Source organism: Brevibacillus borstelensis (assembly GCF_037834415.1).
Taxonomy (GTDB): Bacteria; Bacillota; Bacilli; order Brevibacillales; family Brevibacillaceae; genus Brevibacillus; species Brevibacillus borstelensis_A.
Genome location: NZ_JAUMSJ010000001.1, coordinates 367,262 through 384,424, shown reverse-complemented (window position 1 = coordinate 384,424; position 17,163 = coordinate 367,262). Strand labels below are relative to the sequence as shown.

At 53.0% G+C, this 17,163-nt stretch carries 17 protein-coding genes; 6 read left to right on the top strand and 11 right to left on the bottom strand.

Annotation, left to right across the window (positions count from 1 at the left end; genetic code table 11):
* Positions 1-53 precede the first annotated feature (53 nt).
* From Q3F21_RS01765 to Q3F21_RS01755, 3 genes are all read right to left on the bottom strand, one after another.
* Complete coding sequence (locus tag Q3F21_RS01765; protein WP_340249541.1) at positions 54-533, bottom strand: hypothetical protein; 480 nt, start codon at positions 531-533, stop codon at positions 54-56.
* Positions 530-841: a YtrH family sporulation protein gene (locus Q3F21_RS01760; protein WP_340249539.1), complete on the bottom strand. Its 312-nt coding sequence runs from the start codon at positions 839-841 to the stop codon at positions 530-532. The genes Q3F21_RS01765 and Q3F21_RS01760 overlap by 4 nt, the downstream gene beginning before the upstream one ends.
* Positions 842-971: 130 nt before the next feature.
* A complete protein-coding gene (locus Q3F21_RS01755; RefSeq protein ID WP_340249537.1) occupies positions 972-1,202 on the bottom strand; it encodes a hypothetical protein in 231 nt (76 codons plus the stop codon).
* Positions 1,203-1,520: 318 nt separating this feature from the next.
* On the opposite strand from Q3F21_RS01755, the gene Q3F21_RS01750 reads away from it, so the two are divergent.
* The 4 genes from Q3F21_RS01750 (at position 1,521) to Q3F21_RS01735 (ending at position 4,616) form a co-directional block, all read left to right on the top strand.
* A complete protein-coding gene (locus Q3F21_RS01750) occupies positions 1,521-2,780 on the top strand; it encodes an MFS transporter (protein WP_340249535.1) in 1,260 nt (419 codons plus the stop codon).
* Positions 2,780-2,956: a hypothetical protein gene (locus Q3F21_RS01745; protein WP_340249534.1), complete on the top strand. Its 177-nt coding sequence runs from the start codon at positions 2,780-2,782 to the stop codon at positions 2,954-2,956. Before Q3F21_RS01750 ends, Q3F21_RS01745 begins: the two co-directional genes overlap by 1 nt.
* Positions 2,956-3,093, top strand: coding sequence for a hypothetical protein (locus tag Q3F21_RS01740; RefSeq protein WP_340249533.1), 138 nt, complete (start codon positions 2,956-2,958; stop codon positions 3,091-3,093). Before Q3F21_RS01745 ends, Q3F21_RS01740 begins: the two co-directional genes overlap by 1 nt.
* A gap of 110 nt (positions 3,094-3,203) precedes the next feature.
* On the top strand, positions 3,204-4,616 hold the full coding sequence (locus tag Q3F21_RS01735; RefSeq protein ID WP_340249531.1) for an HD domain-containing phosphohydrolase: 1,413 nt from the start codon (positions 3,204-3,206) through the stop codon (positions 4,614-4,616).
* Positions 4,617-4,776: 160 nt separating this feature from the next.
* Here Q3F21_RS01735 and Q3F21_RS01730 read toward each other — a convergent pair whose 3' ends face one another.
* Both Q3F21_RS01730 and Q3F21_RS01725 read right to left on the bottom strand, forming a co-directional pair.
* The gene (locus Q3F21_RS01730; protein WP_340249529.1) at positions 4,777-5,283 is read right to left on the bottom strand and encodes a hypothetical protein; all 507 of its coding nucleotides are present in this window, start codon (positions 5,281-5,283) and stop codon (positions 4,777-4,779) included.
* Between the two features lie 18 nt (positions 5,284-5,301).
* Positions 5,302-6,381 carry a M42 family metallopeptidase gene (locus Q3F21_RS01725; protein ID WP_340249527.1) on the bottom strand — a complete coding sequence of 360 codons (1,080 nt, stop codon included), beginning with the start codon at positions 6,379-6,381 and terminating at the stop codon, positions 5,302-5,304.
* Between the two features lie 163 nt (positions 6,382-6,544).
* Between Q3F21_RS01725 and Q3F21_RS01720 the strand changes: the two genes are divergently transcribed.
* On the top strand, positions 6,545-7,369 hold the full coding sequence (locus tag Q3F21_RS01720; RefSeq protein WP_340249525.1) for a GNAT family N-acetyltransferase: 825 nt from the start codon (positions 6,545-6,547) through the stop codon (positions 7,367-7,369).
* Between the two features lie 86 nt (positions 7,370-7,455).
* On the top strand, positions 7,456-8,739 hold the full coding sequence (locus Q3F21_RS01715) for an aminoacetone oxidase family FAD-binding enzyme (RefSeq protein ID WP_340249523.1): 1,284 nt from the start codon (positions 7,456-7,458) through the stop codon (positions 8,737-8,739).
* A 299-nt stretch (positions 8,740-9,038) separates the two neighbouring features.
* Here Q3F21_RS01715 and Q3F21_RS01710 read toward each other — a convergent pair whose 3' ends face one another.
* The 6 genes from Q3F21_RS01710 to Q3F21_RS01685 all read right to left on the bottom strand — a co-directional run bounded on the left by Q3F21_RS01710 (position 9,039) and on the right by Q3F21_RS01685 (position 17,159).
* Positions 9,039-9,239: a hypothetical protein gene (locus Q3F21_RS01710; RefSeq protein ID WP_340249597.1), complete on the bottom strand. Its 201-nt coding sequence runs from the start codon at positions 9,237-9,239 to the stop codon at positions 9,039-9,041.
* 5 nt (positions 9,240-9,244) lie between these two features.
* A complete protein-coding gene (locus Q3F21_RS01705; RefSeq protein ID WP_340249521.1) occupies positions 9,245-11,716 on the bottom strand; it encodes a septation ring formation regulator EzrA in 2,472 nt (823 codons plus the stop codon).
* Positions 11,717-11,774: 58 nt separating this feature from the next.
* Entirely contained in the window at positions 11,775-12,383 is a 609-nt protein-coding gene (refZ, locus tag Q3F21_RS01700; protein WP_340249519.1) for a forespore capture DNA-binding protein RefZ, read from the bottom strand.
* Positions 12,384-12,847: 464 nt separating this feature from the next.
* Entirely contained in the window at positions 12,848-13,756 is a 909-nt protein-coding gene (locus Q3F21_RS01695; RefSeq protein WP_340249517.1) for a hypothetical protein, read from the bottom strand.
* Between the two features lie 82 nt (positions 13,757-13,838).
* Positions 13,839-14,834: an MBL fold metallo-hydrolase gene (locus tag Q3F21_RS01690; RefSeq protein ID WP_340249515.1), complete on the bottom strand. Its 996-nt coding sequence runs from the start codon at positions 14,832-14,834 to the stop codon at positions 13,839-13,841.
* 54 nt (positions 14,835-14,888) lie between these two features.
* Positions 14,889-17,159, bottom strand: a complete 2,271-nt coding sequence (locus Q3F21_RS01685) for a diguanylate cyclase (RefSeq protein WP_340249513.1) — start codon at positions 17,157-17,159, stop codon at positions 14,889-14,891.
* Positions 17,160-17,163 lie beyond the last annotated feature (4 nt).

The window sequence follows — 17,163 nt, the reverse complement described above, 5'->3', positions numbered from 1 at the left end:
TTATACGGAGAGTCGCAAGAAAGGTTTCGCTGCTGAAATAGATTTCCCGTTTGTCATATATCCTCGCGCTTTACTTCAGCTGTAACAAACAGGTGAAGAATACGGCTAATGGCTACCGTTTTGACACGCACTTCGACCATTGTTCCTTCAATAATGTATTCTCTACGGCGCAGCATTTCATGCAGCATCTCCTGAACTTCCGCCACCTGCTCTACCTTTTTTCCTTTCAACGAGGCCAAATCCTTTTCCAGCTGCCTTGCCACTTGCAGCACAATCGTCTCATGCAGCTTTTTATCCAGGACGGTGACCCGAATCTCGTCGATGACTACCTCTTGTTTTTTCCGCGCCACCTTTGCCGACTGCTTCAAGCTCTGATTTTCCTCCATCAGCTTGTCGTTCAGCAGCTGCAGACTGCGCTTGACAAGCATCATTTGCTCCATTTCCCTGCCGTAGATAAACAGCATTCCTGATCCGCCGAGAATCGCTCCGATTAGCAGAAGGGAGACATACCGCTTCCACAGCTTTACCTTCATGAACGCACCTGAACCAGCCATTGGATCGAAATCGTTCCCATATGGGCGCCGAGGAACGCGACGACGATCATCACCAATTGTTTGAACACGGGAGAAAAGTTGCCCATGAGAATTTTTTCGATTTGCAAAAAGGAATCAAACGTTCCGCCCAAGGCTCCTACAAGCCCCCATATTTTTAATTGATCCGCCAAATCATGAATGGACCAGAGCGGCGGCTTTTCATTTAAAAAGGCGCCTAGCCCGCCGCACAGGGATCCGCCGACAACGATGCCATACGCTACAAAAAAGGTAAAAATGACCTGCCCCATCCCCATCCCTCCGGCTCTCATTAGCGTTAGTCTATCCCTACGCAGAAACGTGGACAAATATGAGGGCCCGGGAGCCTTTGCATACAAAAACGGCATGTCGCGGATGACACGCCGTTTTTGTATGCAGCCCTCAGCCCTTCCTCCCTAGTTTCTTCATTCGCCGAAGCCTCTTTTGAATTTGGGTGGAGTTCATCATCATCAGGTCCACAAACAAATTGACCATATTGGGATTTTGCAAGACCTGCTGAAACACTTCCGGATTTTCCCGGAACCACTGTTCATTTGCCTTGATCCAGGATCGAAAACCATCATTCTTTTTGTAGTGGCGGTTTAACCGGCGAATTGGACGGTATGCGTTCACCTTTAATCGATCCCTTCATCGAAGAAAATGGAGAGGAGAAAAATGATCACCAAAATCCAAATCACTACTTCAAACCCTTCGTGATTTGCAAAAAAGCCTCTCACGTTTGTCCCTCCTTGTCGGTTGACGCAACCTTGAACCAAGTATGCCCACAGCTTTTTTATATTAATAGGTGTATGCCGAGAGTCGCCCGGTGGATTGGACGAATGCCTGCTATCCTTTTCAATTCCGCTTCCGCCTATAATTCGGGTGCATAGACTGGCTACGGCAACATGCATACTAGAAGAAGATTGCCGAAACGAAAGAGGAGGCGGCCCTATGACCGTTGCGGCAGGAAAGCTTTGGCGGAACAAGATATTTGCACTGCTGCTTGTCCTGGTTTTTTTCATGCATCTGGCCTCCTATCTGATCGTGCCGATATTTCCCATCTTCCTAAAAAAAGCGCGAGCCCTGTCTCTCGGGCAGGTAGGCATCATCCTCGGTGTCGGGAGTATCGCTTATCAGGCGGGTAGCCTTTTGGGAGGTCCTCTGTCCGACCGGCTTGGGCGGCGCTCGATCATGCTGGCGGGAGCACTGCTCCAGTCTGTCGCGATGCTCGGCTATCACTACAGCAGCACTTACACCGCTCTGCTGTGTTTCTCAGCTGTAAACGGACTTGGAGTCGGACTTCTGGCCCCGACGATTAAAGCAATGATCGCAGACATGGTCAACAACAGCCAACGGACGGCGGCCTTTTCCTGGAGGGGCATCTTTGCCCACCTCGGCATTATCATCGCGGGACTGACGATCACCTGGATGACCTCCAAGGATATGTATCCGTTTGTACTGGCCGCCATCGTTTTTCTGCTGCTGGCTGCCGGCATCCTGTTCACCCTGCCGAACGATCGCTGCATCGGGCCTGATTGCAGGCGGACACCTTTATCGGAATACCGACATATTATCCGCCATCGGAGCTTCTTGCTCTTTTGCGGTCTCTCTCTTTTGATTTGGGCCTTTTATGCCCAGTTCACGCTGGTGCTGCCATTGCGCGGCGAGTACGTTCTGCATTCCGCTCATTTGATCGGGCTTATCTGGACGATCAATTCCGTAAGCGTGGTGCTGCTACAGGGTCTCATTTCCCGGTTTGTCTTGCTGAAAATCAACCCATACCTGTCGCTCATCGCGGGAATCCTGATGATCGGCGCAGGCTTGTTTGGCATCGGATTTGCCGATCGCTTTGTCACTCTTAGCGCCGCTGCCGTCCTGTTCATTATTGGCGAAATGCTCCTGTTGCCTGTACAGGACAGTCTCGTCGGTCACTTTGCCAAAGAGGAATGGCTCGGTTCCTATTTTGGGATTGCCAACTTCGTATCCGGCATCGGCGGCGCGATTGGCGCCAGTATCGGCGGTATGCTCATTGAACGCCTGGGCGGCATCAAGAGCCCCTATCCCTGGATGGCATACGCTTTCACCACAATCATACTCGCTGTCGTCATGGGATTGTTCGCCCTGTACGCCATACCGCGTCACAAGCAGGGAAAGGCGGATGCTGGCCCGCTCATTTCCCGGCTACTGTCTAAAAAGGAGCGTGTCAAATAATGATGGATGAACTGACCCAGGAAGATCGTTCGCAAATTCCGGAGGAAAAGGTGCAAATGCTTCACCGCATCCCCTTGTCGTCTCTGCTCATTCAAGCGGAGGACAGCATCCGGGATCGACAGTATGCACGTTGGCAGGCCTCTACCGCCAACAGTGGATTTTTTAGGAGGGCATGATGGACGAATCGAAAAAACGCTTGTCGAACAACCAAGAGGTCAGAAGGGAGGAGACCCGACTGCCCCAGTCGGTGCAAGATGATCGTCCGGGGTACGGCAACAAAAAGCTGGAGGGGCCGAACCGCCCCTCCACATAACGAGGAAGGGATGGACAGCGCCATCCCTTCCTTGATTTTTCTGACATAATTCAGCGAATTTATTGAAGGTTAGAGCGATTTCGCCTATTATGAGGAGGAAGAATACCAAATTGCGGAAAGGACGTAGCGCCTTGCCTTCGAAAACGACGCAGACGACTATAACGCGCCTTTATCCACTGTTCCTTATGTTGCTTCCCATTCTTTTTTCCGTAATCGTGTTCTTCGGTTACTCTCAGACCAAGCTGCTCTACTACCAGAACGGCGTACAGGCGATGGACCGTCAGTTGAATTCCGTCTTCCATATCCTGAGCTTGTACGATAAAAGGGTCAAGGACAACTCGGTTTCCGACAAGGAGGCGCAAGAGAGCGCCAAGAATTTGCTGGCCGGAACCAAGCTTCCGGACGGAACCCGCAACGCCGGCGATGTTGCACTTACTTTGATTCCAGGTGATTTTTTTAGCGTCTTTAATTCGCAAGGCAAGCTGATTGTGCATCCGTATCTGGAAGGGCAAAACATGTTTCAACTGTCCGATGCCGATGGTCGCACACTCGTCCGTGAAGTGCTTCACAAGGGAAAAACTGTCATTACGTACCCATCCTTTGACCCAACTATCGGAACTCGCGACACGAAAATCGCCGTGGTGCGGTATTTTCCCGAGTGGGACTGGCATGTAAGCCTGACCACAGCCGAGTCGGACTTCTACCATCAGCTTTCCCGGTTGAAATCCTTGCTGATTATATTGGTCCTTGGCAGCTATCTGATTACCGCATTTCTTTTTTACAACACGAAGCGCAAGGACAAGGCGCTGCTCAGTTCAACCTTGCGCGGCCAGCAACTGGCCGAAACCAATCAAGGGATTTTGAAAACATTGGCCGTTGCTCTGGAAGAGCGGGACTCGTATACGTCCGGGCATTCCCAGCGTGTCGCTTTTTATATGCGGATGATTGGCCAAAACATGAACCTTGATGAAAAGACATTGGATACCATGTACACAGGCGGGCTTCTTCACGATATCGGCAAGATCGGCATTGAAGACAGCATTCTGCTGAAGCCGAGCCGCTTGACGGACGAGGAGTACGAGATCATCAGATCCCATCCGATACGCGGGGAGGCGCTGTTGAAAAGGCTGTACGCCGATTCAAGTCGGCAAAACTCCGCCGAAATTGACGCAATCTTGTGCATTACACGCCATCACCATGAGCGATTTGATGGAAAAGGGTATCCTGACCAGCTCGCTGGAGAGGACATTCCTCTGCTCGCACGAGTAGCCGCTGTCGCCGATTCCTTTGACGCCATGACATCCTCGCGAGCATATCGGAAAGGACTTTCCTATTCCAAAGCTTGCGATGAAATTATTCGGCATTCCGGCACTCAATTTTGTCCGCAAGTAGTCGCTGCCTTTATGCAGTGCATGACAGAGGAAGCGTTCTTCCACGCCCATCATATCTCGCGAGCCACCGAAATGATTGACCGGATTCATGACAACAGCGGAATGTCCTTTATCCAGCGCATAAGCAGTTGATATGATTGCGCTGATCCTGTTTTCCATCTAAGCGCGAAGAAAGCACGAAGAAGAAAAGCCATTTGGCCGACGTTAACGGCTAAATGGCTTTCGTTTTTCTCGCCAAGCTTGCATGGCTCGATACGCTTTCAGGAAATTCGCTGTGTTCTTTCCCTGTTTTTCAATCCAACCGAACTATTTTATAAGGTAATTGAAACTCTTCCAACTGCGAGAGAAAAGCCTCGGCTTCCTCATGAGGCGCAACGAGCTGCAGATAGCGGGAAAAGTAAAACACAATCCGGTCCGCCTCTCCCTCCTGCAGGCGGTAATGCGGAAAAGCGGAAACATCGTTCAGCGTATAAAAAAAATGGTAACGCTCCGGGGTCATCGGGGCCCGAAACTGCCTGCTGACAATCACATCGCCGCTTCGGTTTTCACGCATGTTTTCCCGCGAGGCGCCGAGGGAGAGCAGCCATTCCGCTGAGCGCTTGGCACCCCAGCTGTCAGCCAGCATCTGGTCATTGTATTCGATTTCCAGGTGGGTCAGACGTTGATGGACGCTTTCCAGCATGGCCATCAACACTTTCCGCACAGCCAGATTGCTCGGCGAAAACTTGTTGTCGTAGATGTTGTACTCGTACGAGGTTTCATCGCCCTGCTGTTTTACATAGAAAGTAATGGCCTGCATCGTCCTTTTCCTCCTCTCTTATCGCGGCAGAATGCTTTCATAAGTCGCTTTGTCCAGCCTCCTGACGGCAGCAAAGAGCAGCTTCCTCGCCGCCTCGTAGTCATCGCGGTCGATGATTGCCGCATGGCTGTGAATGTAGCGGGACGGAATGCCAATCACCGCAGACGGTACGCCTGTTCCGTGATACTGAACGACGCCCGCATCCGTCCCCCCTTTGGCGATGTAAATCTGATAAGGGATGTTTTCTTCTTCGCAGACAGAGATAAGGAAATCGCGCAGGTTAGGCGACATGATGTACATCGGATCGTACAGCCGCATCAAAACGCCTCCGCCGAGCTTTCCCCCGTCTTCTCTCACACCGGGGATATCGCCCGCCGGACTGGCGTCCACTGCCAGGAACAGGTCCGGGTCAATCATGCCAGCCGCGGTTTTGGCGCCGCGTGTACCCGCTACTTCCTCCTGAACGGTCGCTCCGACATAGACCACATTCGGATGATCGGGATGCTCGTGGAGCTCTTTTGCCAGCTCGACAGCGAGGCTGCAGCCGTAGCGATTGTCCCAGGCCTTTGCCATGATCCGTCTCGGATTGGCCATGACGGTGAGCGGACATACCGGAACGATTTGCTGTCCCGGACGAACCCCCGCTTTCTCCGCCTCTTCCCGGGAATCCGCTCCGATGTCAATGTACATGTTGCGGACATCCATCGGGCGGTTGCGCTGGTCGTCGCTTAGCACATGCGGCGGGATTGAGCTGATGACGCCTTCGACCGCTCCCTGCGGCGTAATCACCTGTACCCGCTGGGCGAGCAGAACCTGTCCCCACCAGCCGCCAACTGTCTGGAACGAGAGAAATCCTTTCTCCGAAATACGGGTGACCATAAAGCCTACTTCATCCATGTGGCCGGCAACCATAATTTTCGGCCCATTCTCGTTCCCGCGCATGACTCCAAACATGCTTCCCAAACGGTCGTAAACGATTTCTTCCGTGTATGCTCCTATGTATTCCCGCATGATCGCGCGTACGGGCCCTTCAAAGCCGGATACTCCCGGCGCTTCCGTCAGCCGTTTCCATAGATTCCACTGAAACTGGTTTTCCATTCCAGTACCCCCTCCTCTTGTACATCCCTTTTATTATTGATCAGGGACTTACGGGATGCAACCTGCCGTTCACATCGCTCATGCGGGCAGGAATCTTTCTTTTCGGTCGCGAATGGGTAACTGTCGATTGTTACGGATACGTTATGGAAAGGAAGAGGCAAAGATGGAGATCACCTTTCGCAAATTAAGCGAGAAAGCGGATTTGGAAAAGCTGGAGGAATTGGAGGCAGCAGTGTGGAGCGAGTCTTCCGTCGTTCCTTCGCATATGACCTTGACTTTGGCCAAGTTCGGCGGCTTGTTTCTCGGAGCCTTCGATGGCGACCGCATGATCGGCTTTCTCTACAGCTTTCCCGGCTACACGGATCAGGAGCTGCACCTCTGCTCTCATATGCTCGGCTTTCTGCCCGAATACCGCAAGCAAGGCCTGGGTGTCCGGATGAAATGGATGCAGCGCAGAGAAGCCCTTGTCGAAGGCTATCGAAGGATTACGTGGACGTACGACCCGCTGGAGACGGTCAATGCCTACCTGAATCTGGCGAAGCTAGGCGGAGTGGTTCACCGCTATATTCCCAACTGCTACGGCGAGTTGGCAGACGAAATGAACCGCGGGCTGCCGACCGACCGTTTTTTGCTCGATTGGCATATCGCAAGCGGACGGGTCGAGCAGCGCCACGCCGGCAAGAGCGTACAGCCTGACGCCGGAGGGCTCCCCGCCGTCCTTTCTTGTCAGGAAATAAACGGCGTCGTACGGCCTGCCAGCTTGCGGCTCGATCAGTCCGAAGAGCGCTTGTCACTCCCTGTTCCCGCTCATTTTCAGGCCGTAAAACAGGCGGACATGGGAGTGGCCCGTGCCTGGCGGGAAGCCACTCGCGAGCTGTTCCCGCATTATTTTTCCAAAGGGTACGTCGTAACAGGCATTTGCCGGCAGCAGTCGCTGGCCTCCTACATTTTGGAAAAGCGTTCCCTTGACGACGTGCTGCGAGGGTAGAGGCTTGCCGTCGCAAAATAGGCTCGCCTCTTTTCCTGTGCTACAATAGACTTTGCTATTATTCTTGAGAAAAAGGACGAGAACCGATGAAGGCAAGTCACTACGATGTCATCGTCATTGGCGGCGGTCCCGCGGGACTGATGACTTCCATTGCCGCTTCTTCCCAGGGCGCACGCGTCTGTCTGGTGGAGAAGGGCAGCAAGCTTGGACGAAAACTGATCATTTCCGGAGGCGGCCGGTGCAATGTGACCAATGCCAAGGAATTGGACGAGCTGATTAAACAGATGCCCGGAAATGGACGCTTTTTGTTCAGCGCGCTCTCCCAATTTAACAATCAGGACATCATCCGGTTTTTTGAAGAGCTGGGCGTCGCCTTGAAAGAGGAGGATCGCGGGCGCATGTTCCCCATCACCGATAAAGCCGTGACGGTAGCAAGCGCCTTGATCGAGCGGATCAAAAGCCAGGGTGTCGAGCTTCGCTTGAACAGTCCCGTGGAAAAAGTGCTGTACGAAAACGGCCGTACGGACGGCGTGCTGCTGAAAAGCGGAGAGTATCTGAAAGCCCCTTGTGTGGTTATCTCCGTGGGCGGATGCTCCGTTCCACAGACGGGCTCTACCGGAGACGGGTACGAATGGGCCCGGGCAGCCGGTCACACCATTACCGACCTGTATCCGACCGAAGTGCCGCTGAACGCTTCCGATTCCTTTATCCGGGACAAATCGCTGCAAGGCTTGTCGCTTCGCGAAGTGGAAATAACCTTGTACAATCCAAAGAAAAAGAAGGTCAGCACACAGGAAGGCGACATGATTTTTACCCATTTTGGCATTTCCGGCCCAGCGGTCCTGCGGCTTGGACATTACGTGTCGGTTACCCAGAAAAAACACGGCCGGGTCCCGCTCCCGCTGACGATCGACTTGATGCCCGGCAAGCATCTCGACGAAGTAGCCGAGGAAAGCTGGCGCCTGTTGGAGGAACAGCCGAAAAAGGCCGTAAAGAACGTCTGCAAGGGCTACCTGCCAGACAGACTGATCCCGGTTTTATTGTCCATGGCGGGCATTCCCGAAGAAACGACGCTCAGCCATATGCGCAAGCAGCAGTGGAGAGAATTCGCCCAACTGATCAAAGCGTTTCCCATGACGATCACTGGCACGCTTTCCCTCCAGGAAGCATTTATTACCGGAGGAGGGGTCAGCATCAAGGAAATCGACCCCAAGACCATGCAGTCCAAGCTGATGCCTGGCCTCTTCTTCGCCGGAGAAGTGATGGATGTTCATGCTCATACCGGCGGATACAATATTACCATTGCATTCTCTTCAGGATATGTGGCCGGTACTCACAGTGCTCAGGCTGCCTTGGCGGAACGCGGCTGAATCATTTTCTACAGATTTTTTTTCTTGAAGAGGTTTAGGCTTTCACAATACGGGGAAACTAGCTGGTGGGTACTCTTTTTCAATGAAGAGTGAATGGATTTCTACTCCCCCTAGCAGTAGGATTCCAATTCTCACACCTCTACTCCCTTTATCTTCCTAGATGGGCGTCGATCCAACAGTCGACGTTCTTTTTTTTGTCTCCAAACCGCTTTTCCTGTTGCCGATATACGGAAGGTGAGGAATGGGCGCTTGGATAAAAAAGCTTCGCCCACTAGAGGCGAAGCCAGGTTTCCTGCGGTTTATGAAGTTGTCACGCGATACATCAAAGCAAGTCCCGCCAAGATAAACGCAAACCCCAACAGAAAGAAGGTGTTGGCCCGTTGCTTGACCTTTTGTTCATTCCCGTTGAAGTGGGCGAGCAAACGGGTTTGCCACCGTTTCGTTCGAGGCTGGATCATCAGCAATATCCCGCCGGCAAGGAGGAAGATGGGGAGGAGCAACTGCTTCACCCCTTCTTCTTGCGCCGCAGGAGCCAGCCCGTTTCTATCTCTTCCGGTTCGCCTTCGACGACCAAACGGGCTTCTTCAGCAAGTTGGAACGCCTCGGCAAACTGCAGCTGACGAAATGCCTGTTCGGCCTTCGCTAGAAGTTCGTTTACCTGCCGATTCTGCCTTCTGTACCGGTTGGTATATTGGATGGCCCCCTCGGCCTTTTGGCAGTCGGATATCGTCCGTTCAGCCAAACGCTCTGTTTCCAGCAACAAGTCATGGGCATCGTTGATCAATATCGATACTTCCTCAATATCGTAGCGGTACGATTCCATCACCGCCTGTATGCGGGCCAAAATCTGCACCACATCTTCGAACAAATATTTAAGGTGCTCCGGCACCCCCGGCAAATAGCTTCGCTTGATTTGCTGGCGAATCCGCACCAGCGTATTGGAGATTCGCTCCAGTTCATCCAGCGCATCGTCTTCGCTCGCGATCACCAAACGCTCTGCCTCTGGCTCTTCTTCTGCCTCTTCCTCCCACGCCGGTGACATTTTCGGAATCACCAGCTCGTATTCCTCTTCGTCCTCGTCGATGTCCGGCTCTTGACGCTTGGGAGGCGCACCGCTGTCTTTTTTCCTGTCCACAGCATCGTTCAACAGCACTGCTCGCTCCGCGCCGCTGAGTTCGTTGCCCGATCCTGCGAAAAGCGCCTCGTCTGCCCGCACCTCTTGCACCGGAGGCAAATCGCGTTGTGTTTTCTCCATGACGGCTTCCAAGAAAGCGGCACCCGACGCCGCTGCCGCATGTGGCTCAAACTCTTCCAGGGTGGCTGAAGGAATTTCTTCAACGCCGCTTTCCTGCTTTGTCCTTTTTGAGTGCATCAGCTTGTCGTCTTCTTCTTGATCAGAAGCGACTGCTGGCTTCTCCAGTCCAACACCGCTCCTGTCAGGGTCAATCGGCCCTGCATCAGCCGGGTACGCCGCTGCTGCCGCCTGGGCAAAGCCTGTCCCTTCCCGGGCAGCCATAATGGCTTCTTCGATGCTCTGATAGGTGGCGTCAAGCAATACCTCGAATGCCTTCACATGCGTCTCGACCATCTCCAGATTTCCTTCCTCGAGAGCAGCCTTCGCAGCCATCATCAGCTGTTTTGCCTGCAGAAGGGAGTTGTCCAGTACACTCCGGTTCAGGTTGTAGCCGCCGCCTGCCGCCTTCGAAATCCCTTCCTCCAGCCGTCGAAACTCTTCGGGGAGCTCTTTTTGGACGCGATGGCTCCATCTGGGCATGTTCTCGATCGCATCCGTAATTTTGCCGAGGATTTTTTGCGCTTTCAGCGTAAGGTCGTATGCGGCGACATCATCGCCATCAGCCCGCACTTCCTTTATGCGTGCCCGAATGGCATAGGCCTCGTCCAAACCGGACTTCAGCTCATGGAAAGAAAGCCCGTACTCCAGACGCAAATCGGACAAACGGCGCTCCACCTGTTCCAGCTGCTTTCCGATTTCCGGTATAGCGAGCTTGCTTTCCTTCTTCGTCGCCACCACTTTGACGGTATCCTGTTTTAATTCATTCAACTCTTGTTCGATCGATGTCAGCGTTTCTCTCGCCTCGTCCAACAGGCCCAGAGCCAGCTTGAAGCGGAAGCGGTCACAGGCTTCCTCAGCGTCCAGTATCATCATGTCCACGTCAGGTATCCGATTCCGAAGCAGATTTTCTTTGCGGTCTGCGAGATACATGTACTTCTCTTCTGTTTTTCCGGAAGCGCGGCGAAGCGGCTTGTCCATCTCCATTACGCTGATTTTCTCAACCAGCTCGTCCTTCCAATCCTCCACGTCGTCCACTTGGGCAAATATAGAGCGGCGTCTGATCATCGCGTAGATCAATCCGACGGAAAGGGCAGCGAATACGGCCCCGACGGCGTACAACCACCAAGGCAGCTTGGCCCAGGATGAGGTTTCCGCTTTTTTCTCCTCCGCGTCGACGTCCGCCGCGGTGTTATCTGCGGGCTGAGCCTGGCTTTGCTGTCTGTTCAGCTCCGCCACAACCTCGCCGAGAAAGGTCTGGATGCCAGACAAGTATTCCTTTTGATTGCGAAAGGGCTCGTAATAAGCCGCAACCTTGTCGTGCAGCATCGTCATGCTGGCACCCTTCGACTGAAGAGCAGGCCCTGCAAATACACCGAGCTGCTCTGCGTTCATGTCCAATACAACCATCATCGCATCTTCAGACAAATTGTAGTTGTCGTACAGCTTTTGAGCGTATTCGTCGGGACTTTGCGCCTCTGGCTGCGTGCTTGCCACGACGACGACCTTGTATGTACCCGGCAATTGCTTGATTGCCTCAGTAAATTTCTTCTGATCATTTGCTTTCGTATACGAACCCGCGTCCTGTATGACTGCATCCGTTTTATCCGGGAAAGGCGTGGCCAATGCCGGTTGGCTATATAGCATCATTCCTGCAAGGCAGAGCAGGATCCATTTTTTGTTCACGGTTAGGACAACCCCTTAACGTCAAATTCCCTGTAGGTAAAGCTATTCTTGCTTTTGTTCATCGCTCAGGCAAACAGAGCCATGCACGCAAAGAACGCATGATTTCAGCATGGAGCCACTCGGCAAATTCCGCTGAAGCGGGCTCCAGATAGTAAACCTCCCGCACAGATTGGGGATGGAGAAAAGGATATATCAATTGGCTTGCTGTCATCAAGAGGACATGGTCTACAGACACGGGCAAAAAAACGCCGGCGGCAATCCCTTCTTCGATCGGCCTCGCGATCCCGTGCTTCCAGCGGCTTATATACAGTGTCATCACTTCGCGGGCCAGCATCGACTCGACGCTCAGCTCTCGCTGAATCAGCCTTGTCGTCGCCGCGTGCTCGCTTTGGAAAGAAAGGTACAGCCGGATGACTCCTTCCAGTCTTTCCATGGGAGAGCGGTCCATCCCGCCTTCCTCAAGCTGTTCCAACTGTTGAAACAAGGTTTCAAAGTAGTACGAAATCAGCCTTTCGAGAACACCCTGCTTCCCGTTGAAATGATAAGAAATCAGGGCGGCGTTCACTTCGGCTGCTTCGGCAATTTGTCTGACACTGGTACCGTGGTACCCCTTTTGATCGAAAAGGATTGCTGCCGCAGACAAAATGCGCAATTTGGTCTGGTCCATCCTGCCTGCCCCTTTCCTCATTCCGCCATTCCGATGAACTGGCTGAGGAAGTCTCTTACTTCATTTTACAGACCTTTCGGCATAAAAAGATAGTCTCGTAAGTAGTTCGACAAAGTTTTCCAGGATTCCTCCCAGAGAAATTCGCCCTGTGATAAAAGTATGTCAAAGGCTAACCGGAGCTTGCAAACATTTGTCTGACCGTTCCCATTTCTCACTCTCTTCCCGTCCCGCCCTGGTTGCGTGATATCGCCAGTGATGGAGAGACCGGAAGCTTTGCCATAAAGAATTACGGGGATACCCTGATCCGCGTTACATATAATGTGAGCGGCCCGGAAACAAACCGTGCAGTGATATCGCTTCTTTGCGAGGACCAGGCCACCCGCGATTTTTTTGAACATGAAAACGTCCACTCCTTGCCCATGCAAAAGAGTGAACGTTTGTCGAAAGCCGTCCGGTCCAGTCAGCTATCCTGTCGCTCCCGCCGCCGGGTCAGGAACCGGAATGACCTGCCCGTAGTTTTGAAGAAAGGTCTCGACCTGCGTATACTCGCGGACTCGCTGGTCATTCATATCGTATTCAGAGCGAATGGACATGGTCATGTTGGTCGGAAGCATCGTATTTTTGTTGTAGTAAACGGTATACTCGGCTTCCAGCTCCATCTGGTCAATGATCTCGTCCACAGGCGGTTCGGTCGACTGGATCGTCGCCCCTGTTCTCGGCCGGTTCCACGTTCCGTCAGAGAGCTTCAACGCATATTTCAAACGGGGCGGGTGAACCGCTTCCGTCTGCATCACACTGGCGCCGGCCGCAAATGACTCGGTCCGGGCGCTCGCCTGGCTTTTCATCTGCTCCGCCAGCCAGTTTTTCAGTTTCGTCGAATCCATCAAAATCCGCACGGCCTCGATGTCATCGTCAGGGGCGCGATCTTTCAAGGGCAGTACGCTCTTCTTCATTTCGTTGATCTGCTCCATCGCGAAGACGGGGTCCCAGTTGCTCATCTCCTGGCGAAAGACAGTGTCATGTCCGCTTGTATTTTTCCAATCGGGGCTGCCCTCTGACTTGACGTACAGCTGTTCATTTTTACTGAGCAGCGACAAGCTTTTCGCCTGTTTTTGCTCCGGAACGGCAAAATCGACCCTCATCAGCATGTCCCCGCCTGCTTTGCGTCCGGAAAAACTGACCGCATTGCCGCTGGCGGTATCTCCCGTCACAAGCTTTGTCCTCCCGTGAAAAGTAAACGCCTGCTGCTCGGCAAAGCGGTCGCGAACCTGCTCAAAAGCGGAATCCGCATTTTGCTTGACCCCCATCTGATTGCAGCCGGTCAAGCATCCACACAACAGGGCAAGCATCACGATGCTCCATCCTTTGCGCATCTTCGTCCCTCCTCTTCGTCGCCATTAGGGTTTCCGAGGAAGAAAAGGCTTATTCTGCTGCGGGAGCCTGCAAAAAAGCCGCTTACAAGGAGTAGTAGAGAATCCCCTCTTTTTTCCTGCATTGCACCTGATGCAAAATCATCAACAAATCGATATGTCCCAGCGTCTCAGACAGGGTCAAGGGCAGTTCCTTTTCATACAAGCCGGGGAATAGCAGCGCAGTCAGCTCATAAGCGGTCTTTTCCCCATCAGCCAGAATGCTTCGGAGCATATCGGTCCGCTCCCAATTTTTCTGAAGCCGCTGCAGGATCAGCTCGCGATGGCCCACTACCGGCCCGCCATGTCCGGACAATGCCAAATCGATTTCCATATCCGCGCACATTTGCAGAGCAGTCCGGTACTGGACGAGTGTCAGGGGGCGCGCTGTCGACTGGTCGCGTGGCGGTTCGATAAACGCGTTGGACGAGATCCGCTTGATGATGTGATCGCCTGCGATCATGACGCGGTCATCTGCCCTGTAGAGCGAAAGATGGCTTTGCGAGTGCCCGGGGGTGTACAAAACCTGCCATTCGGGAAGGCCGGGAACTGTCTGTTTGTGCTTGAGCGGCACATCAATATGGCTTCTTTCAGAAAAGGTGGTCATCAGTTTTTGATAGTTCTCAATAATGACCAGCTTGTCGTCCGGTACGCCGCTCTCTCTGTACAGCTCATAAAAAAAGCGGTCGTGAAAGGATAAAAAGTCCTGGTCCATCTCTACATAAGGAATCGCCAGCGGATGGGCGAGGGTAGCCGCTCCCGATACCCGTCGAATCCGCTCCAGCTGCCCGCAATGATCCACATGATGATGAGTCAGGATGATTTGCTCGATCTCCTCCGGCCGTATCCCGATTGCTTCCAGGCCCGTCACGAAGGCCTCCCACGCTTCATCCGTCAGCGGACCGGCGTCAACCAGAGTCAGCCGTTCTCCCTTTATCACGTATAGATTCACCGGACCAACTGAAAACGGCGTAGGAATTTCCAATGCATAAATGCCTTTTGCCGCTTCCGCCGGTTGATTGAATGGACGTCCTGTCGTCATGCTTGCCCTCCTGATTGCTGTCGTCTCTGCAAAAGAAAAGAGCCCGCACGGCTCCTACGCTAATATAACCTGGTTTCTCCCTTTGTTTTTCGCCTCGTACAAAGCGATATCCGCCTGATAAAACAGGGACTCTACGCTGATATCGCCGTTCCGTTCCCTGCTCCACTTGGCCAGACCGCAGGAGATGGTGACCCGCGGAGAGGTCTCTTTTTCCACAAATGAGCGTATCCGTTCCGCAATCGCATGGGCAGTGGACTTCTCTACACGGGGAAGATAGACAGCCAGCTCTTCGCCTCCCCAGCGCGCCGGGATATCGCTTTCCCTGATATGGCTCTTGATCAGATTGGCGACCTGGATCAGAACCTCGTCCCCTACCTGATGACCATATGTATCATTGACGACTTTAAAATAGTCAATATCCATCAAAATCAAGGAACCGAAACCGTCCTTTTCAAGCGATGCCTGAACGCATTCATTCAGATAGCGGCGCGTATACAGGCCTGTCAAATTGTCCGTGATGACCATCCGTTCCACTTCGTTATGCAGCATGGCATTGGTCATGGCTAAACTGGCGTGCTGTCCAAAAATTTCCAAAAGTTTATAATCGTCAAAACTAAAGAAATGATGGCGGGAATCAGCAACGATCAGGACGCCTCCCAGTTCGCCCTCGACGACGAGCGGAACGCCCATAAGAGAGGTGATCGGCATTTTTGACACACACGGCAGCAAGGAGAAGGACAACGGCTCGGAACCAGGCTGTACGAGCAAGAGCGACTGCTTGTTGGACAATATCTCCGAAATCGGCTTTTCCCCGGCGCGAATAATCCGCCCCTGACACTCGGGATGGGAGGAAGAAATCACTTCAAATGTATCCCTGCCCTGCTCTTTCCGCAAAATCGCGCAAAACTCGGTGGAAAAGGTCTCCAGCAGCATCTTGGTCACAAAGTCGAGGATTTCCTGCAAATTCAGACTTCGATTCAACTGTCTGGCCATCTCGTTGATCAAGCGCAATTCTCTGATCAGGTTGCGGGACTGCTGATACAGCTGTGCGTTTTCAAAAGCCTTTCCCGCCGTCTCGGCCAAAATCGAGATATATTCCATCTCATGCGGACCGAAAAAAACGGTCCGGTCCGTAACCAGCTGCAGCACTCCGTAAATGCCCTGCTTCCCGAGCAACGGGGCGGCAAGAACGGCCACTGTAGCGCCCTCCCGCTCCTCATAATCCATGACCAGGCTTCCTTCCAAATAAGCGCGGGTACTCGTGGACGAATCTTCGTCATGGAACGAGAGCGGCTTCACCGGTGTCGTCGCGTTTGTTTCAACGGTGAGGAAGAGGTCAACTGCCGCATGCGGATACAAATATCGGATGCTGCTGATGATCTCGTGCAGCACGTCATTGACATCGATGGACGCCTGGATTTTGGTCATTAATTGGTAGAGCAGGTCTTTTTTACTGGCATCCCTGCGCAGGTCGTCGGCAACCATCGTTCTCAGCAGGGCGTAGCTCGCCTTCTCGCCTACCTCTTGCAGAAAAGCCACGTCTCGCTCGTCATACACGTCTCGTTCTTCAGGCGATACATGTAAAAAAAGCGCATACAGCGGTCTCCCCTCGCAAGTTATCGGCAGGATGACAGTGCGATAGCCATCCTCGACGGAAGGCTTCACCGGCACTTCTGCAAAGCGGGAAGCCAATTGCGATATATGGGGGCCTTTTCCATCCGACGCCTGAGTCGTGAGGTGCTCCGGCAGGATCAGCGTGCCGACCTTCGTCAGCTTTATTGCGGATACATGCCCTTTCTGGATAATTTCCGCAATTTGATGAATCAAGCACTCCAGAAGGTCCCTCGTAGTTTCGTGGCGGTTCAGCTTCATGATGATGTCGCTCGTCGCATGCTGAATATAGGCGTCATACCCCATCCGGATCAACGCTTCCAGTCCCCTCATGTACGAAGCCAGCTCAAACTCGATCTCCTGCTGGGGGGCGACCATGCCAATTACCGCTCTGATACGTCCGTCATGCTCCTTTAACGGAAACGCTCCCCAGACCAGATCACCGTCTCCGGGTTTCTGAACGGAAATCTCTCCTGTAAGCAACGCTTGAGAGACGGGAGAGTGGGTATCGTTACTTAGCTTATTGCCCACCTGGAGGTTTAGTCTGTCGGGATTCCAGGATTGGCCGACCTGCATTTCCATGATCGACACCAGGATGCCGGCTGAATCTGTCAAGAATAGAATGCCCGGGCGCTTTTCCGGCCAGGATAGCAGCATGAAGTGGGCCATGTAGGAAAAGACCGTTTCCAACTTTCCCAACATTTTACTTGACACTCGA